This window comes from Hymenobacter sp. GOD-10R, from assembly GCF_035609205.1.
GTDB lineage: Bacteria > Bacteroidota > Bacteroidia > Cytophagales > Hymenobacteraceae > Hymenobacter.
The window spans coordinates 3,732,212-3,752,117 of the sequence record NZ_CP141184.1 but is presented as its reverse complement, the minus strand read 5'-3'; the positions used below and the strand labels follow the sequence as shown (position 1 = coordinate 3,752,117).

Genomic DNA, 19,906 nt, shown 5'->3' with positions numbered 1-19,906 from the left:
CAATAGAAAAAGGCACCCGGAGTGGGTGCCTTTTCATTTATAAGTTAGTTGCTATTGTAGTGAGAGGAGAGGGACAAGCTCCTCATCTAGTAGGCCGAATTGCAAATTTGTATTGGTTGTCGAAACTCAGTAGTAAAAGAATTCTGCCTACCTAGGTTTGGAGTACACATTCCAGACACTTTCCTTTACTCCGTGGATAAGGAAACGCAGATACTAGAGGCAGCCATGAAGCTGCTGATTGAGCACGGCACGCAAGGCACACCGATGTCTGCTATTGCGCGGGCGGCCAATACGGGCATGGGTACCATCTACAACTACTTCGCTACGAAAGAAGAACTGATCAACGCTATTTACTTGTACGTGAAGCGCAACCAGCTTCACAGTGTGGCCGAGCCAGCTACCGACGAGCCCATCAAGCGGCGTTTCGATCGGTACTACACGTCGCTATTACAGTATTTAGTGGCACATCCGGAGCAGTTTCGCTTTATGGATCATTACCAGAACGCCCCGGTGCTGACGCCTACTACCAGGCAGCAAGGACTGGAAACCATTGCGCCCGTTGCCGACCTACTCGCCAAGGGGCAGCAGCAGGGCATCGTGAAGGAGATTGGGATTGACGAGTTGTTGGAGTTTCTCAATGGAGGAATGATGGGCGTTGTGCGGTGGGTACTCAACAACGATAAACCACTCACTCAAACCTTCCTCGACAGCCAGGCACGCATTGCTTGGGATGCTATCAAGCAATGATTTTTGCTTGGTTATGGAGTGAACATTCACTCTATGACAGTGGAATGTTCATTCTAACGGGAATGAACTTTTTTGTTTCACCCAAACATACACGTTCAGCACCATGAAAACTATCTCCATTACTGGCGCAACTTAGCCACCTAACCTTCCACATCGCATACCGTTTGGTAAGGTTGATTTCAAGCAGTAACTGTCAGACGTTAGCACCTAGCATGGGCGCTGACTTGCTGCCCTCTCAACTAATTCAACCTTAGGTTTCGATGAAAAAGCTAGCAGGCAAAGTAGCCCTTGTGACGGGTTCGGATTCGGGTATTGGCCAGGCTACGGCTATTGAGTTTGCTCGGGAAGGGGCCAACGTGGTGATTGTGTACCACACCGACCAAGAAGGCGCCGAGCACACCCGCCAGGCTGTAGAAGAAGCCGGGCAGCAAGCCTTGGTAGTGCAAACCGACGTGAGTGAAGCCCAGCAGGCTGAGCAGCTGTTTACCCAAAGCCTCGAACGGTTCGGCACTCTCGATATTCTCGTCAACAATGCCGGGGTGAGCGGGGCGCACAAGCCAGTGGTGGAGATGGAACCCGCAGAGTTTGAGAAAACCATCCGTACCGATTTGTTCGGGCCTTTCTATCTAGCTCGCTTATTTGCACGACACCGCAAGGAGCAAGGTGGCAAAGGCAAGATCATCAACGTGACGTCTATCCACGAAGAGGTGGTATCGCCGAACACGGCCGATTACTGCGCGGCAAAAGGTGGTTTGCGCAACCTGACCCGCACGCTGGCGCTGGAACTTGCTGAAGACGGCATCAACGTGAACAACATCGCCCCTGGCATGATCCTGACACCCATGAACCAGAAGGCCCTCGACGACCCCAAGTTTCGTGACGAGCAAGCGCAGAAGATTCCAATGAAGCGAGCCGGCCACCCCGAGGAAATTGCTAAGCTAGCCCTGTTCCTAGCCTCCGCCGATTCGGACTACGTATCGGGCTCTACCTATGTCATGGACGGCGCCTTCATGCGGCTACTCGGGCAGGGAGCTTAGTTGGAAGGTGTACCTGTAGCGCCGCCTGCCGATCCAACGTCCTAGGTGCCCGACCGGTTATCGGCTGTAGTCATTGCACAAATTGGTTCAAATAGCAATAAGCGAACAACCCCCGAACGATGCACACAGCAACCGGTCCGGCGACGCTCAGCAGTCCGAATGGGGAAGGACTTTGACAAAGCTCTTCAAACAAAAAGCCGGACCTAGGTCCGGCTTTTTGTTTGAAGAGCTTTTGGGGAGCCTATTGCAACGCATCCACACCAGCCTGCGCTACGGTGTGGTCGTTCTCCACGGTGTCGCCCGACACCCCAATAGCGCCGATGATCTTACCGCTGCCGTCCTTGATGGGTAAGCCGCCGGGGAAGGTGATCAGGCCGCCGTTGGAGTGCTCGATGTTGTAGAGCGAGCCACCGGGCTGGGAGGCTTGGCCTAGGTTGCCGGTGGGCATGTCGAAGAAGCGGGCGGTGCGGGCCTTACGCATGGCAATGTCGACCGAGCCCAGCCAAGCGTCGTCCATGCGGGCGAACGCCGTGAGGTTGGCACCGGCATCTACCACGGCGATGTTCATTTTGACACCTAGCTCGGTTGATTTCTGCTTGGCGGCTTTGATAGCTTGTTCAGCTTGTTCTAACGTGATACTCATTCGGATAGGAGGGTTGTGGTTGGTAAGCAATGAGTGTAAATGTATTCTAAAAAACAGAACGGCTGGTTTTGGCGAAGCATGGCTACCAGAGCGGTAAGTCGTAAGACGTTTTGACCCTGACAGGGCTTCAAGCCTCTGTCAGGGTTTTATGGTACGTGGCCTAGGTGGCGTAGCCGTCCGGCTGGTGGGTAGACGCACTTTCTCCGGGACGTTAGACGAGTGCTGACACGGAAAGCAGCAGCATGAACTCCAGCAGCACGCCGTGCGCTACGAAGTAGTGCCGCAGAAACTTCAGCGCCTGGGTCATCTGGTTTTCCACGGTCTTGATGGAGATATTCAGCTCCTGGGCAATCTTGGCGTTCGATAGGCCTTGCTGCCGGCTCATGGCGAAGATCTGGCGCCGCTTCAGGGGCAGTTGCGCGAGGGCATTGTTATATAAATCCTGGAGCTGCTCGTACTCCAGACCGCTGCTCTGCGGCTCCTGCTCCACCATCAAGTCGTCGGGGCAGTCCTCGTACACCCAGTAGTGGCGGTGGCGCACCTGGTTCAGGATGGCGTGGTAGGCCGAGGTGTAGAGGTAGCCTTTCGCCGCCGTAGCCTCGGGGCCCACTTCGTGGCGCTTCTCCCAGAACTTCAGAAAGCAATCTTGCACAATCTCCTGCGCTTCGGCGCGCGAGCGGAGGTGGTTGTAGGCTAGGTGGTACAGGCCCGTAGCATGTTGCTTAAAGAGCGTCTGAAACCACTGCCGCTCGTCGTCCGACGCTGCGGCCTCTGCTTCTTCCGGAAAGTTCTTCGTAAGCTTCACTGGGAGAGAATAAGTTGAGGGAGACCCAGAGCACGCTGCCGGCCAATCCGGCGGTGTTGGCCACTACTTGGGCAACGCTTCACTAAGGTAGTTTTAAAAAAATACCTGCACTCTCCTGCACTCTCATGAGTTTTGGCCGAGCCTATGCAGGAGCTAGCTAGGTGTTCTCCAAGGGATTAGGGAGTACCTAGCTTGAGCAGTTTTCTGGAACGCGTTGGATGCTTGGCCAGATCTGCAATCTGGGCTCCTTAGTCACTTGGAGAGGGATTCTCACACGCAACGACGGGCTCTTTTTTCGAATGGGCTTGCTGGCAGCGCAGACGTAGCGGATTGCAAATCCGCAGCTCCCAAAGACCGGATTACAAACCCGGCTCAGCGGCAACAGCTCTAAAGGACCGGATTGTAAACTCGGCTTGACAACAATAGTTATATCTGTGATAACTAGCTGATTGATAGCATATTTACTAGGTTAATGAAAGATGTATTTTGCTATAAATAAAATTTTTTTCAAAAGCTGAATAGGGGTTGGCCTTGGCTCGGGTGTCGTTTGTACTAGAGGGAAACCTACCCTAGCCTTATGCCTACTCCAGTCGATTTCGAAGCGTATCTGCGGTACCTGCGGCGCCAATCTTCACCCGCGGAAACCCGTGCCGTGCTGGCTTGGTTAGCCCAGCCCACCAATGCGTTGGTGGCGCAGCATTGGATGGAGAAATACGCGCAGCTGCTGGAGCACGAACAGGGCCTGACACAGGACACGCCGGATTTTGACCACATGCAGGCCGCACTCCTGCAGCAGCTAGGTTTAGTGCCCAACCAGATCGAAGCGGAAGCGCAGAAGCGCAACCTGCCTTGGCGACGTTGGGCCGCTGCCGCCGCGGTACTGGTCGGCGTTGCGGCGGGCGGTGGGTGGCTCTGGCAAACTCAATACGCTACGCCACCACTTACGCAGCTCACCACGCCTTACGGCCAAACTCGCGTAGTGCGGCTTCCGGATGGCTCCACCGTCACGCTCAATAGCCACTCAACGCTGCGCTATGCTGCCGACCTAGGTCAGGCAAGCGTGCGGGAGGTGTGGCTCGATGGTGAAGCGTATTTTGCCGTGAAGCACCTGCCCAACCACCGCCGCTTTGTGGTGCGCACCACGGCGGGCTTCCGGGTGGAGGTGCTCGGCACCAAGTTCACCGTGTACCGGCGCCACCAGCAGGGGCGGGTGGTGCTGCTTTCGGGCAAGGTGAAGGTTGGCTTCACAGACAGGACCCGCAGCAACGACGTGGTGCTCAAGCCGGGCGAGCTGGTCGAAACCTGGGACGCGCAACCCCGGCAAGTAGTGCACAAAGTGGTAAACACTGCCCCGTACGCTGCCTGGAAGGACGACAAGCTGGTGTTCGACGGCACGACGTTGGCTGAAGTCGCGACCCGCCTGAGCGACACCTACGGGGTGGCCGTGGTAGTCGAAAACCCGGCGCTCAACCAGCGCAAGATCTCGGGTACTTTTTCGGTGGGCGACTTAGAAGCGCTGCTTCAGTTGCTAGAAAAAAGCTTTCAGCTGACCGTAAGCCGCGAGCAAAATCGAATTATTCTTTCTGATCATTCTTCCCACTAACCCCTATGAAAAGAAACCTTACCTGCTGTTCTGGTGGCAGTTGGGCGCGCGCGGCTTCGCTGACGGTGTGCGTACTCTGCCTACCTCCCTTGGCCTCGTCTGCGTCCGCGCAGCTGCTGGCTTCCACCCAACAAGTAGCACGGCAACCTACCACCATTTCGCTCAAGCAGTTGCTGGCGCAATGGGAAACCCAATACGGTGCTTCCATCGGCTACGATACCGATTTGATCGGCGACAAAGTAGTGGTGCCCCGAGAAACCGACGGCAGCCTGGACGCCAAGCTCAAAGCGGTGTTGTCGCAAGTGGGGCTGCGCTTCGAGAAAACACGCGCGAAGTATTATATCGTGCTACCCGCCAAGTCTTCGAGTGCTGTACCCGCAAACGTTTCCGTTGATTTACTTTCAACTGCAAACGTTTCTGCCAAGCGCGATTTCCCCGTGTCGGGACGCGTCATGCAGAGCAACGGCCAGCCGCTGCCGGGGGTAACCGTGGTGGTAAAAGGCACCACCACGGTTACCAGCACCGACGCCGACGGCCGGTTTACGCTGAACGTGCCGCCCGGTAGCACTTTGGTAATTAGCTCGGTAGGCTTTATCAGGCAGGAAGTGCCGGTGACGGAAGCTAGCACGGCCTTGAGCATCCGGCTCTCCGAGGACACGCAGGCGCTGAAGGAAGTAGTAGTAGTAGGCTATGGTACTCAAAGCAAGCGCACCGTCACGACGGCCATATCCAGCGTGAAAGGCGACCAGGTCGCCAACCTACCCGTCACGAACCCCACGCAGGCGCTGGTGGGGCAGGTGTCGGGGGTGCAGTTGCAGCAAACGAGCGGGGCTCCCGGCGACCCACCGGCCATCCGGATTCGGGGCGCGGGCTCCATTACCAGCGGCAACAGCCCGCTCTACGTTATAGATGGCTATCCGACGAATGATGGTAACTTGTTCAACGCCATTTCGCCCCAGGATATTGAAAGTATTGACATTCTGAAAGATGCGGCTTCAGCGGCCATCTACGGGTCGCGGGCCGGTAACGGGGTTATCATCGTCACGACCAAGCGGGGCAAGTCGGGCAAGACGACGTTTTCGCTAAATGCCACCGCCGGCGTCGAGACGGTGATGCACCGCTACGATCTGCTGAACGGGCAGGAATTCGTTGACATGGCCAAAGAAGGCCTAGCTTACCAAAACCGACCCATTCCAGCCTTTCTGAACCAGCCCGAGCGTTGGGCCAACACCGACTGGCAGGACGTGATTTTTCGCAAGGCACCGTTCCAGAATTATCAGCTCAGCGCCACCGGCGGCAGCGACAAAGTTCGTTTCTCGGTGTCGGGCGGATACATCGACCAGCAAGGCACGCTGAAAAACACCTTCCTGAAGCGCTACAACCTGCGGGCTAGCCTCGACGCCGACCTGACCAGCAAAGTGCGGGTAGGGGTGAACCTGCAACCGTCGTACACCCAGCGCCGCGTGCAGCAAACCACCGGCGGCAACACTTCAACGGGTGTCGATGGCATCTTGGCCGAGGCACTGACGATGCCGCCGATCCTACCGGTGTGGCGGCCCAACGGCGACTACTTCGTGATTACGCAGGACCCGGAGATGAAAACCATCTTCAACGACGAGCTGTCGAATCCGCTGGTGAAGCTTGATGCTAATAAGGACTTTTTCTACTCCTTCCGACAGACCGGCAACGCCTACCTGGAGTACGAACCCATTGAAGGACTAAAGCTTAACTCCCGTATGAATGTGGGCTTGGTGTCCGAGCGGGAAGAATGGTTTGTGGAGCCTTTCCTGGCCCGCGGCAACGGCAACACGGGTAACATTTCCACGCCGAACCTAGCGCAGATCCGGGCTCGCCGCAACAACACAACCAACATCAACTGGTACTGGTCGAACACGGCGACCTACGACTTCTCCCTGCACCAAGACCACAACTTCACGGCGCTCCTAGGTTATGACGTGTCGCGCCAAAACGACTTCTACGTAACCCTGGAACCCCGCACCGACCGCGACAATCCGGTGGCATTCGTGAACTCTAGCGTGAAAAATGTGCAGGGCGCGGTGCTGAACAAGGGTGCTTCGGAGCGACGCGAATACGTGTTTGATGCCGTGTTTGGCCGCCTCAACTACAACTATAAAGGACGCTACCTGCTCTCGGGCTCGTTGCGCCGCGACCGGTCGAGCCGCTTCGGACCGACGAACCGCGCTGGCATATTCCCATCCGTGTCAGCGGGCTGGAACGTGAGTGAAGAAAGCTTCCTGGCAGAAAACAAAGCGGTGTCGATGCTGAAAATCCGGGCGAGCTACGGCGAAACCGGCAACGACCAGCTGCCCGGCTACTACCCCTGGATTGCCACCATGCAACGCGAAGCCTACAACTTCGGCACCACCGACGCACAGGTGGTGGCCTTCCGGCCGAGTGGTTTCTCGAACCTCGACCTAGGTTGGGAGAAGAACAAGCAGTTTGATGCCGGGCTGGACCTAGGTTTTCTGAACGACCGCATTGGCCTGTCGGTGGATCTGTACAACCGCAACAGCAACATCATCTTGTCGGCTGATATTCCGAGCATTAATGGCAAGGCGGCGTCGGTGATTCAGAACGTGGGCAACGTGCGCAACCGTGGCCTGGAAGTGACCCTGAACACGCTCAACATCGACGGGAAGTTGAAGTGGAACACCAACTTCAACATCTCCTTCAACCGCAACCAGATCATGAGTCTGGCCAGCGGCCAAACGCAGCTCGCTAACCAAGGTGTGGTGCGCAACTACGTGGGCCGCCCCATGGGCGACTTTTACCTGTACATCGTCGACGGCACCTTCAATAACCAAAACGACGTCGACACTTACCCGAAGCTAGGCTCGCAGGGCATTGGCGATTTGCGCTACCGCGACGTGAGTGGCCCCGGTGGCGTGCCCGATGGCCGCATCACCGCCGACGACCAAGTGCGGGCCGGCAACTACCAGCCCGACTTTGTGTACGGGTTCGGCAACACCTTTACCTATAGCAACTTCGACCTGAACATCTTGCTTGATGGCTCACAGGGCGGTGAAATCTACCGCAGCCAGGAGTTGCCGCTAGCCCTAGGTCGGTGGCTCGAAAACGGCTCGAAGCAGTCGTTGGACCGGTGGCGCTCGGAGTCGGACCCCGGCAATGGCAAGTTTCACCGGGCTGGTACCACCAACCTCTCCTCCGACATTGCCTCCAGCACCCGCTACCTCTACGATGCTAGCTTTTTGCGCATCCGCAACATCACGCTCGGCTACACGCTGCCCACGGTGCTCTCCGAGAAGATCCACGTGCAGCGTCTGCGCCTCTACGCCACGGGGCAGAACATTTACACCTTCACCAAAGCCGGTGGTTTCCGCAACCCGCAGGCCAACGGGGCTACCACCAACGGCGCCACCGACAACCCCACCAACAGCGGCGTGGACAACGGCACCTACCCGATTTCGCGCAACATCTCTATGGGCTTAAACCTAACTTTCTGAGGCAATGAAAACGGCCAAATTTCTTTCTGCCCTCGTCCTTGCCGTGAGCCTAGGTGCCTGTAAGGACGACTACTTCGATCGTACCCCGCTCGACCAGCCCGCCGAGAGCACCTTCTACACCGACGAAACCAGCGTGCGGCAGGTGCTGAACGACGCCTACTTCACTCTGCGCGAATCGTACCGCTACAAGTTTGCCTTCGGTGACCTAGCCGCCGACGACGCGTACAACAGCAAGTTCAACAACTCCACCGACCACATCACCATTAATGAGTCGAACGTGGTGGCCGATAACGGTATCGTGAGCGAGATGTGGAACCGCTCGTACGCCACCATCTCGCGCTGCAACCTGGTGCTCGATAATATCGGCAACATCCCGATGAACGACGACACCAAGCTGCGCTACATCAACGAAGCCAAGTTCTTACGCGCCCTAATGTACTTCAACCTGGTCCGCATCTACGGCGACGTACCATTGGTGTTGAAGGACATCAAAACCAGTCAGGAAGCCTATGAATTTGGCCGTACGCCGGTGGCGCAAGTCTACGAGCAGATCATTGCTGATCTGAAGGACGCCGAGCAGCTGCCCCTGACGTACACCCAAAACGCCGATATCGGTCGGGCCACGCGTGGGGCGGCGAAAGCTTTGCTAGCCAAGGTGTACCTCACATTAAAGCGCTACGGCGATGCTAGCCCCAAGCTGCTGGAAGTCATCAACTCTGGCACCTACCGCCTGCTGCCCAACTACGCTGACATATTCGACGCGGCCCAGCCTAACAACGCCGAGGTCATCTTTGCGGTGCAGTACGCCCGCGGCTTTGATCCGGTGCAGGGCAACCCGTTTGTGCAGTATGCCTTTGCGAATGAGGATATTGGCACGGGCGCGCTGCGGCGTGGCGTGGGCACCTTCCTCATCACCGACGAGCTTTATAACCTCTTCACCGCCACCGACACGCGCAAGGCCACGATTAGTCGCCTGACCGGCTCTCGCCGCGCCTACAACTTCACTACCAAGTACTTCGATAAAGGCATGACTACAACCGTGGACTCCGGCAACGACTGGATTGAGCTGCGCTACGCCGATATGCTGCTGATGTACGCTGAGGTGCAAAACGAGCTAGGCAACACGGCCGCGGCCTTCACCTACCTCCAGCAAGTACGTACCCGCGCCGGCCTCACCACCTCCGATAACTTACGTGGTAACCAAAGCGCCATGCGCCTAGCTCTTGAGCAGGAGCGCCGCCTAGAACTCTACAACGAAGGCCACCGATGGTTCGATTTGCTGCGCACCGGTCGCCTGCTCCCGGTGATGAACGCGCACTTTGCCAGTGGCTTATCCAATGACGAAATCGGCAGCGGCAACTCGGTGCAGGCGTACGAGCAACTGTTTCCGATTCCACGTTACCAGGTGAACCTGAACCCAAATAAAATCACGCAAAATCCTGGTTATTAAGGATAAGGTCTGAACGTTATGCTGGGCTGGCCAAAGCATCTCTACTGCTTCATTGCACGATGTAGAGACGCGACACTTCGCGTCTCCGTGTTGCTGATGCTGTTAATATCTCGGCGTCGTTCTAGGTTGAATCGTTCAACGCCAAGACGCGAAGTGTCGCGTCTCTACATCGTTCAGGCAAGCTCAGCATGACGGACCAGGGAGGCCAGCTATGGCCTTTCTTCTACACTTACCACGCGCACCAAATTATTCCCACAACACAAAGCTTATGGTTGTTTTTCGTCGCTGGCCCAAGCCGCAAGTCTTGGTTGGCCTAGCTCTTACGGCGCTGCCGTTCATGACCAGGGCGCAGGATGCCAGCGTTGCGCTGGAACAGGGTTTTAAAAATCCGCCCGAAGCAGCCAGGCCCCGCACCTGGTGGCACTGGACCAACAGCAACATCACCAAAGAGGGCATCACCAAGGACTTGGAATGGATGAAGCGCTCAGGCATCGCAGGCTTTCAGCTAGCCGACGTAGGGGCTGGTAGCGGACAAACGGTGAATGAAAAAGTAGTGTTCGGTACGCCCGCCTGGCTCGATGCTGTGAAGCACACCGCCGCTGAAGCCGACAGGCTAGGTTTGGAAATGACCATGTTCACTTCGCCCGGCTGGAGTCTCACCGGCGCCCCGTGGGTGAAGCCCGAACAAGCCATGAAGAAGCTGGTGTGGAGCGAGTTGCAGGTGGAAGGCGGTAAGACGTTCAAAGGAAAGCTACCGCAACCGCCTTCCGTGGAAGGTGCAATCCGCAACCTAGCTCGCAGCAAAAACAGCCCTGCAACCGGCTTCTACGGCGAAACGGCCGTTATTGCCTTCCGAACTCCTACGACCGAAGCGGAAGAAGCGCACCTACAGCCAACAGTGATGACCAACGCCGGCACCATCGACGCCAAAGCGCTGCTGGATGATGACCTAAATACGTCTTTGGTCGTAAAGCCTGCGGAAAAGCGTGGCACAGCTTGGGTGCAATATAGCTTTAAGCAACCCACAAAGGTGCAGGCGTTTACCGTGGCAGGCACCCGCGGTATTCCGTTTGGGCGCTTGCAAGCAAGCTCCGATGGAAAGCAATTTACCACGCTCACGGCGCTGCCGGGCAAGCAAGGCTACCGCGGCGGCACCGTCCGCACCTTTTCTATTCCGACGACCACCGCCCGCTACTACCGCCTGGAGCTGAGTGGCGCGCCTATGAAGCCCGCCGAGGTGATTTCCGAAGCGCCTGCCCAACCCGATAGCAGCTACGCCCTCAACGAGTTTCAACTGCACACCGGAGCTAGGGTAAACCGCTGGGAAGACAAAGCTGGCTTCAACTTTCTGTTTGAGTACGAATCAACGGCCACGCCACCAGTAGCCGCGCCCGCCACCATCAGCCCGACCAACGTGGTGGTGCTGACTTCCAAAATGCAACCCGACGGCACGCTCACCTGGCAGGTGCCGCCCGGCAAGTGGACGATTATGCGCCTAGGCTACTCGCTCACCGGTGCTAGAAACCGCCCAGCCGTGCCCGCGGCCAACGGGCTCGAAGTTGACAAGCTCAGCCGCAAGCACACCGAGGCGTACATGCAAGGCTACACCGAGCCGCTGCGGCAAGCTCTAGGTCCGCTTTACGGGAAGGCCTTGCGCTACATGTTGATGGACAGCTGGGAAGCCGGCATTCAGAACTGGACCGACGAGATGCTGCCCGAGTTTCAGAAGCGCCGCGGCTACGACCTCACGCCGTACTTGCCGGTGCTAGCCGGTAGGGTAGTGGGCAGCGCCGAAATCAGCGACCGGGTGCTGTGGGACTTCCGCCGCACGCTCGTGGATATGTTCGCCGAAAACCACTACGGCACCGTCACCGATTTCCTGCACAAGCAGGGCATCCAGACTTATGGGGAAGCGGGCGGCGTATCCTTGGAGACGATTGAAGACGCCCTCCTTTATAAAAAGTACGTCGATATTCCGATGGGCGAGTTTTGGGTGAAGGACCTGCATCCGTCGAGTATGTACTACGAGGATGTGCGCGGAGCGGCTTCGTCGGGCCACGTGTATGGCAAGAACCTGATTGCGGCTGAGTCATTCACGGGCGGCAACTACGAGTCGCCGTACACGCTGAAGAAGATCAGTGATTACTGGTTTACGCAGGGTATCAATCGCTTGGTGTTCCATACCTCCGCCCACCAGCCCCTCGATACCAAGCCTGGCAATACGATGGTAGGCACCCACCTGAACCGCAACATCACCTGGGCCGAGCAAGCTAAGCCGCTGATGACCTACCTAGCCCGCAACACCTTTATGTTGCAGCAGGGCCAGTACGTGGCCGATGTGGCGTACCTGCTCAACGAAGGTGCTCCGTCGACTATGCCGTTTTGGGGTGCCGGTTTGCAGCCCGCTTTGCCCGAGGGCTACGCCTTCGACTACATCAACGCCGACGCGCTGATTACCCGCATGTCGGTGAACGACAAAGGTCGCCTTGTGCTACCCGACGGCATGAGCTACGGCGTGCTCGTATTGCCCGAAATCGAACAAATGACCTTGCCCGTGCTGCGCAAAGTGCGGGAGCTAGCGCAAGGTGGTGCCACCATCGTAGGTCCCAAGCCCGTGAAAGCGCCCGGCCTGACGGCGTACCCTAGCTCCGATCCTGAGCTGCAGGAAATTGCCAGTGACGTCTGGGGCGACTTGGACGGCCGCAGCCGGACCAAGCGCCACTACGGCAAAGGCCAGATCGTGTGGGGTTTGCCGCTGGCGCAGGTGATGCCCCTGGCCGGTCTCACCCCCGACGTGGAGTGTAGCCGGCCCCTAGGTAGCCAAGTCCCTTGGATTCACCGCCGCGTGGGTGATGCTGATTTGTATTATGTGGTCAACCGGTCTGATAGCACGCAAGACCTGAAAGCGCAGTTTCGCGTGAGTGGCAAAGACGTAGCGCTGTGGCACTCAGCTACCGGCGAAATGGAGCCGGCCGGCTACACCATCAGTGGTGGGCAAACTACTGTACCGCTGCATTTAAAGGAGCGCGAAACGGTGTTCGTGGTGTTCAATCACGCGGCGCCCGCCACCGCTCGGGCTGCGGCGCCGGTGCCGACTGAGTCTACACTGCTCACGGTAGAGGGGCCGTGGCGGGTGACGTTTGCCCCGAAGCTAGGTGCCCCAGCCGAAGCAACCTTCGCGCAGCTAGCTTCTTGGACGGATAATCAGGATGCTGGTATCAAGTATTTCTCCGGTGCGGCCACCTACCACAAAACCATTGAAGCCAGTAAGAAGTGGTTTCACAACGGGCGCCGGATCGTGCTTGACCTAGGTAGCGTCGGCGACATGGCTGAGGTGACGGTGAACGGGCAGAAGCTGGAGCTGCTCTGGCAGGCGCCATTCCAGGCCGACGTAACCAGGCTACTTAAGCCCGGCAAAAACCAGGTAGAAATCCAAGTAATCAACGAGTGGACCAACCGCCTGATGGGCGATAAGCTAGCTGGCCCCGACAAGAAAGTGTTGGATTCGTACACGGCACCCTTCGGCGGACAATACGAGCTAGGTCGGTCTGGGCTGTTAGGTCCGGTGCGGATTATGGCCGTGGAGAAAGCAGAGAGCCCAAGCGGAAAACCTCAATCGTTAACCATGCAAACCAAATGAAGCCTTCATTCTTCTTCTCAGTGGTCCTAGGTTGTGCTACTTTCAGCTTGTTACCGCATGCCTTGATAGCTCAGGCGCAGCCGCCAGCTACGCCCCAGGCGCCCGCGGCAAATAAGCCGGCACGCATAGTAGCCGGCATTCCGGTAAACTACAGCGAAGACTCAGTAGGCACCTACACGCTGCCCGATCCGTTGGTGCTTGCCAACAGCAAAAAGGTGACGGACGCCGCTACCTGGACCAAGCAGCGCCGCCCCGAAATCCGGACGTGGTTTGAGCAAAACGTGTACGGCCGCGCGCCCGGCAAGCCCCGCAACCTGCGCTTCGAGGTGTTCGATAAAGGCACGCCTGCCCTCAACGGCAAGGCTACGCGCAAGCAGGTAACGGTGTACTTCTCCGAGCGCAACGACGGGCCCAAGATGGATCTGCTGGTGTATTTGCCCGCCAACACCACCAAGCCGGTGCCGCTGCTGCTCAACATCAACTTCATGCCGAACTCCATGCTGATCGACGACCCCGGCGTGCGGCAGGGGCAGTATTGGAACAAGGATAAGCAGAAAGTGCCAGCGCCAGCCTACAACCCGAATGGCTTCATGAAGCTCACAGTAGAGCCGTTTCTGGAGAAAGGCATTGGCGTCGCCTCCGTGTACTACGGCGACATTGAGCCGGACTTCGATGGCGGCGTGAAGTATGGCGTGCGCAGCCTCTACCTCAAGTCCGGCCAGGAAAAATTCGCGCCCAATGAGTGGGGCGCCGTGGCGGCGTGGAGCTGGGGCCTGAGCCGCGCCCTCGATTACTTCGAAACCGACAAAGCCGTGGATAGCAAGCGGGTAGCCCTGCTAGGTGCCTCGCGCCTAGGCAAAACGGTACTCTGGACCGGCGCCAACGACTCTAGGTTTGCCCTCACGATTGCCAGCGTGTCAGGCGAAGGCGGCGCGGCCCTGGCCCGGCGCAACTACGGTGAAACCATTGCCCACCTCGTCGCACCGACCCGCTACCCGTACCAGTTTTGCGAGAACTACCAGAAGCTCGCCAACCGCACCGACGCGCCCATGGATTCGCACATGCTGGTAGCCTTGGTAGCGCCACGTCCCTTGCTGCTGCAAACCGGCAGCACTGATTATTGGAGCGACCCGAAAGGCGAGTTTCTGTCGGCTGTGGCGGCTACGCCGGTGTACAACTTGCTAGGGCAGCAGGGGGTACCCGCCGGGCCCATGCCCGCGCCTAGCAAGCTAGTAGGCCAAACGTTGAGCTACTACATGCACGACGGCGGCCACGGCATTATTCCTTCCGACTATAATGTGTTTGCCGAGTTCATGCGCGCACATTTGGTGCAGAGTAAGTAGTTAAGTTTCGGTCAAGGTGAGCTGGTCGAAGCATCTCTACCGCCAAAGTACCTCCACCGTTAGGGTTTACCATTGCGGTAGAGATGCTTCGACCAGCTCAGCATGACGACTCGGTGACTTTTGGCGAATTCCTCAACAAACTCGTGGTATTAAGCGGAACGGGCACCTATCTTACGGTGCCCGTTTCAGTTTTACTGGGAGCGGGGGCTACACCAAAACACCCACCAACGAATGAAAGCAAAGCTCTTGTTTGCCTGCGGGTTCCTGCTCGTCTCGGCCCGCCTGCTCAGTGCGCCCATTGACCTGCTCTCACCCGACAAACGAATCAAAATTTCGGTCGATTTGCAAAATCGTTTAAGCTACTCGGTGGCGCTGAATGGCAGCACCTTACTAAGCAAGAGTTATTTGCAGCTAAACCTAGCTAACCAGCCTCTCGGCGAGAAGGCCCAGTTGCGCAAGAAGTCCTTTACGACGGTCAACACCACGTCGCGCCCCGTGGTTTCGCTTAAAAACAGCACCGTAACCAACCACTACAACCAGCTGCGGCTCGATTTCAAGAATGACTTCAGCGTCGAGTTCCGGGCGTATAACGATGGCATTGCGTACCGCTTTATCACCAACAAGAAGGATTCGGTGGTGGTGAACAGCGAGGACGTGCACCTCCAGTTTGCCGAGCCAGTGGAGACTTCTTACCTCGAAACCGGCAGCTTCAAAACCTCTTACGAAATCCTCTACAAGCGCAAAGACCTAGGGGCGGTGGACAAGCAAAAGATGAGCGTGTTGCCTATTCTTTTTGATACCAAGAAGGGCAAACTGCTGTTCTCCGAAGCCGACTTGTACGACTACCCCGCCTTATTCGTGAAAGCCAGCAGCGACCAAAGCATCGACGCCACCTTCCCGAAAGCACCACTGGCGTTCGGGCCCGATGGCGACCGAAGCCTGAAGATCGAGAAGGAAGCGCCGTACCTAGCTAAGACGGCCGGCAAGCGTTCTTTCCCGTGGCGGTTCTTGGTAATAACCGACCAAGACGCGCAAATAGCTGCGAACCAGATGGTGTATAAGCTCAGTACACCCAACCAGCTAAAGGATACGAAGTGGATCAAGCCCGGCCAAGTGACTTGGGAGTGGTGGCACAATGCCTACGTGTACGGCGTTGATTTTAAGTCGGGCTACAACCAGGATACCTACAAGTACTACATCGACTTTGCCTCCAAGTTCGGCATCCCTTACATCATCATGGACGAAGGGTGGGCCAAAACCACGCTCAACCCTTTCGAGCCCAACCCTACGATCAACCTGCAAGAACTCATTGCCTATGGCAAGAGCAAGAATGTCAAGATCATCCTGTGGTTTACTTGGCTAGCCGTGCAGAACAACTTCAATGTATTTGAAACGCTGGAGAAGTGGGGCATTGCCGGCATGAAGATCGACTTCATGGACCGCAGCGACCAGTGGATGGTGAACTACTACACCCGCGTAGCGAAAGAGGCCGCCAAGCACCACATCTTGGTTGATTTTCATGGCGCCTTCAAACCAGCTGGCCTAGAGGTGGCGTACCCCAATGTGTTGTCCTACGAAGGCGTGATTGGCATGGAGCAGAACATCGGCGGGGGCCTAGCTACGCCCAAGAACAACCTCTTCCTGCCATTCCTGCGTAATGCCGTGGGGCCGATGGATTACACGCCCGGCGCCATGCGCTCGGCCCACCCCAAGGACTACCGCCCCAACTGGGTGAACACCATGAGCATCGGCACACGCGGGCACCAGCTGGCCATGTACATCGTGTTCGAAAGCGGCTTGCAGATGCTCGCCGATAACCCCTTCAACTACTTGCGCGAGCCCGAAACCACCTCATTCATCACCTCCGTGCCCGTCACCTGGGACGAAACCCGCGTCCTGGAAGCCGCCGTCGGAGACTACATCGTGACAGCCAAGCGGAAAGGCACCACCTGGTACGTAGGCGGCATGACCGCCGAGAAGGCCCATGAAGTAGTGCTGCCCACCGATTTCCTGCCCAAAGGTGTGGCTTACCAAATCACGCTGCTCAAAGACGGTGTGAATGCCGATGTGCAAGCCATGGATTACAAGAAGATTGTGCAGCCCATCAAAGCCGGCGAGACCATCAAGCTGACGATGGTGCCGGATGGCGGCTTTGCTGCGCGCATTGAACCTGCACCATAGGCTAGGAATAATCTGTAGCAGTACTCTAATAACTGCATAAAGGAAGCCCCGACTAGTTGCGTAACAGCACTCAGCTAATCGGGGCTTAGTTATTTAGCTAGCGCTCAACTAGGTTTCTAAGCGCCTGCCTGCTGTTCCAAGGCTTGCAAGAGCTCGTCAGCGGCTTTCTCAATGTCAGCATAGCCTTGTTGGGCGGCGCGCTCCTTAGCGGCGATCAGGCCGTCGCGGTGCACGGTTTTGAAGTCGCCATACGGAAACTTGTAGCGACCTTTTGTGTCTTCGCCTTTGTCGCTGTCGAGACCTAGGTGCCAGTTGCCGTACTCCTCGATTTCGTGCTTTTCGAGGAACTTGTTTTCCTCGTCGGAGTCGGGGTTGTGCTCGCCCCACTGGCCTTCGTCGTTTTTGATCTTGCCTTCTTCGATCAGCTTGCGGGCATATTTTACAGCTTGAGGATTTAGTTCGGTGCTCATGATTAGGAGAGATTGGGTGAGGGAAAGGCAGATGCCTAGCCATTGTTTACGCCTCAACCGTTGTTCGGTTAAGGTTGAGCCTACCTGATTTGCTCGACATTTAAGAACATCCTGCTGCGCTGGCCGAAGCATCTCTACCGTTTCATTGCATTTGCCGGAACCATGTAGAGACGCAATACTTTGCGTCTACTCGTCGAACGACCTAGCTAGAACTACCTAGGTACACAACGTCAGTAACGACAAGACGCAAAATGTTGCGCCTCTACGCTAAGCAACGAAGCAATAGAGAGATGCTTCTGCCAGCGCAGCATGACAAATGGAGGCTATCCAAGAAGCCTAGCCTACACAAACTGGTGCCCACCGCGTTGACCATTTTGCCTAGCATCTAGGTCACGGTTTAGCTGGAAGGCAGCGCTGATCAACGTTAGGTGGGTGAAGGCCTGCGGATAGTTACCGATCTGTTCGCCTTGTGGTCCAATCTGCTCAGAGTACAGACCTAGGGGACTAGCAAAGCCAAGTAGCTTCTCAAAGAGCAACCTAGCTTTATCGACATCACCACCCCGCGACAGGTTTTCGATGTACCAAAACGAGCACATGGTGAAGGTGCCTTCCTCGCCAGTGAGGCCGTCGGTAGCGCCGCCATTCGTGTGGTAACGGAAAAGGAGGGAGTCGAGCAGCAGCTCTTTTTCAATAGCGCGCATTGTGCTTTGCCAGCGCGGCTCCACGGGGCTGAACATGCGAATGAGCGGCAGAAGTAACACACTGGCATCGAGTACATCACTGCCTTTGTACTGCACAAAAGCTTGCTTTTCTTCGCTCCAGTAATTGTCGTACACTTCCTTATAAATCTCGTCCCGCACGCGGTGCCACTCCGCTAGCGGCGCGGGAAACGACCGGTCGCGGGCAATGCTGATGGCCCGATCTAGTGCCACCCAGCACATCATTTTACCCGACAGGAACTGCCGTTCCTGGTCACGCACCTCCCAGATGCCGTGGTCGGGGCGTTGCCAGTTTTCCGCCACAAAATCGACTAGCCGCGTGATATGTTGCCAAAACGCATAGGTGATGCGGCCTCCGTACTTATTATAGAGGTAAATCGTATCGAGCAACTCTCCGTAGATATCCAACTGGAACTGCTGTGCGGCTCCGTTGCCGATGCGCACCGGCTTCGAATTGCGGTAGCCGCTGAGGTGGCCTAGCTCCAGTTCGGGCAAGTCGGAGGTGCCATCTACGGCGTACATCAGCTGCAAATCGCCCGCTTCAGTAAGCTGCTCACACCGATCCATAATCCAGCGCAAGAAGTCTTTTGATTCCCGCGTAAAACCTAGGCGCAGAAAGGCATACATGGTAAAAGCCGCATCCCGAATCCACGTGAAGCGGTAATCCCAGTTCCGGTCGCCGCCAATGTTTTCAGGTAAGCTAAACGTAGCCGCTGCTACAGTAGAGCCATATTCGAGCGAGGTGAGCAGTTTTAGTGTAATCGCCGAGCGCAGCATCATTTCGCGCCAGCGTCCCGTGTAAGTGCTGCTCTCCACCCAATCGCGCCAAAAGTTGAGCGTGTCGTGAAAAGCAGCTTCTGTGTAGTGAACTAGTTCGCGGGCAATGAAGCTAGGGTCGTCTACGGGAGTCGCTTCTATCACAAAGCTAACGGTATCACCTGCTTGGAGCTGCCAACTGCCGGTAGCATCACCCGCCTCAGTTGTATCGAAGGGCTGATTGCCGAGCAATCGAAATTGAAAGCCGTCGGGGCCGCAACTGCGGAAGAGCAAGCTGCCATCTCCTTGCGCCTGAATGGTATGCTTGGTGCGCGCATAGTCGAAGCGAGGAGCGCACCGCATCTTAAACTCCATGGTGCCCTTCACGATACGGAGGCTACGTACCACGGCACAGTTCTGCTCGTGGCGCTTAATGGGCATAAAGTCCGTAAGCTCAGCAATGCCATCACCCGTAAAAAACCGGGTGATCAGTACGCCGGTATCAGGCAGGTAGAGCTGTTTGCTGCGTACTTCGTCGCCCACAGGCTGCAGGCTCCACGACCCGCCCTTATCGACATCCAGCAGGGCCGCGAAAATAGTGGGGGAGTCGAAGCGAGTGAAGGGCAAGTAGTCTAGCGAACCGGCTTTCGAGACCAGTGCCACAGTATGTAAGTTGCCGATCAGGCCATAGTCTTCCAGCGGGGTAGCTTGCTTCATAAAAATAATCCGTTTGGAAGGCTTAACGGAAAATGCTAGCCCGCTGCCGAGCTATTGAACAGAATCCCCGGAAAATATGAGTGACTAGTAGCACAAGCTCAGCCACGCCTAGCGTTGCACAACAGACGTCTGCCGGTCCGACACATTAGGCGTCCGACCGGTTGTTGACAGCACAAGCCCACAGAGCGACTACTATTTGCCCGGCCATAACAACACTGGTCGGACGCTACTACGGCGGACCGACGGACAACGTGCCGCAGACCTGCAACCTTGCTTCGGTGTATGCGAATTGTAGTGCGCTCCGACATAC

The 19,906-nt window shown here is 56.8% G+C and carries 12 protein-coding genes; 8 read left to right on the top strand and 4 right to left on the bottom strand.

Going from position 1 to position 19,906, the window contains the following annotated elements:
- The first annotated feature begins 192 nt into the window (after nucleotides 1-192).
- Entirely contained in the window at nucleotides 193-747 is a 555-nt protein-coding gene (locus tag SD425_RS14930; protein WP_324670740.1) for a TetR/AcrR family transcriptional regulator, read from the top strand.
- A gap of 260 nt (nucleotides 748-1,007) precedes the next feature.
- A complete protein-coding gene (locus SD425_RS14925; protein WP_324670739.1) occupies nucleotides 1,008-1,784 on the top strand; it encodes a glucose 1-dehydrogenase in 777 nt (258 codons plus the stop codon).
- 241 nt (nucleotides 1,785-2,025) lie between these two features.
- Here SD425_RS14925 and SD425_RS14920 read toward each other — a convergent pair whose 3' ends face one another.
- Nucleotides 2,026-2,427, bottom strand: coding sequence for a heme-binding protein (locus SD425_RS14920; protein WP_324670738.1), 402 nt, complete (start codon nucleotides 2,425-2,427; stop codon nucleotides 2,026-2,028).
- Nucleotides 2,428-2,638: 211 nt separating this feature from the next.
- Entirely contained in the window at nucleotides 2,639-3,232 is a 594-nt protein-coding gene (locus tag SD425_RS14915; RefSeq protein WP_324670737.1) for an RNA polymerase sigma-70 factor, read from the bottom strand.
- Nucleotides 3,233-3,809: 577 nt separating this feature from the next.
- Between SD425_RS14915 and SD425_RS14910 the strand changes: the two genes are divergently transcribed.
- The 6 genes from SD425_RS14910 to SD425_RS14885 all read left to right on the top strand — a co-directional run bounded on the left by SD425_RS14910 (nucleotide 3,810) and on the right by SD425_RS14885 (nucleotide 16,934).
- A complete protein-coding gene (locus tag SD425_RS14910) occupies nucleotides 3,810-4,835 on the top strand; it encodes a FecR family protein (RefSeq protein WP_324670736.1) in 1,026 nt (341 codons plus the stop codon).
- A 5-nt stretch (nucleotides 4,836-4,840) separates the two neighbouring features.
- Entirely contained in the window at nucleotides 4,841-8,320 is a 3,480-nt protein-coding gene (locus SD425_RS14905) for a TonB-dependent receptor (RefSeq protein ID WP_324670735.1), read from the top strand.
- Nucleotides 8,321-8,324: 4 nt separating this feature from the next.
- A complete protein-coding gene (locus SD425_RS14900; RefSeq protein WP_324670734.1) occupies nucleotides 8,325-9,770 on the top strand; it encodes a RagB/SusD family nutrient uptake outer membrane protein in 1,446 nt (481 codons plus the stop codon).
- A gap of 268 nt (nucleotides 9,771-10,038) precedes the next feature.
- The gene (locus tag SD425_RS14895) at nucleotides 10,039-13,410 is read left to right on the top strand and encodes a glycosyl hydrolase (protein ID WP_324670733.1); all 3,372 of its coding nucleotides are present in this window, start codon (nucleotides 10,039-10,041) and stop codon (nucleotides 13,408-13,410) included.
- Nucleotides 13,407-14,753, top strand: coding sequence for an acetylxylan esterase (locus SD425_RS14890; RefSeq protein WP_324670732.1), 1,347 nt, complete (start codon nucleotides 13,407-13,409; stop codon nucleotides 14,751-14,753). Before SD425_RS14895 ends, SD425_RS14890 begins: the two co-directional genes overlap by 4 nt.
- A gap of 231 nt (nucleotides 14,754-14,984) precedes the next feature.
- A complete protein-coding gene (locus SD425_RS14885) occupies nucleotides 14,985-16,934 on the top strand; it encodes a glycoside hydrolase family 97 protein (protein ID WP_324670731.1) in 1,950 nt (649 codons plus the stop codon).
- A gap of 116 nt (nucleotides 16,935-17,050) precedes the next feature.
- On the opposite strand, the gene SD425_RS14880 is transcribed toward SD425_RS14885, so the two are convergent.
- Together SD425_RS14880 and SD425_RS14875 are read right to left on the bottom strand one after the other, a co-directional pair.
- Nucleotides 17,051-17,404, bottom strand: a complete 354-nt coding sequence (locus SD425_RS14880) for a hypothetical protein (RefSeq protein WP_324670730.1) — start codon at nucleotides 17,402-17,404, stop codon at nucleotides 17,051-17,053.
- A gap of 341 nt (nucleotides 17,405-17,745) precedes the next feature.
- Nucleotides 17,746-19,596: a glycoside hydrolase family 15 protein gene (locus tag SD425_RS14875; RefSeq protein WP_324670729.1), complete on the bottom strand. Its 1,851-nt coding sequence runs from the start codon at nucleotides 19,594-19,596 to the stop codon at nucleotides 17,746-17,748.
- Between the last annotated feature and the right edge of the window lie 310 nt (nucleotides 19,597-19,906).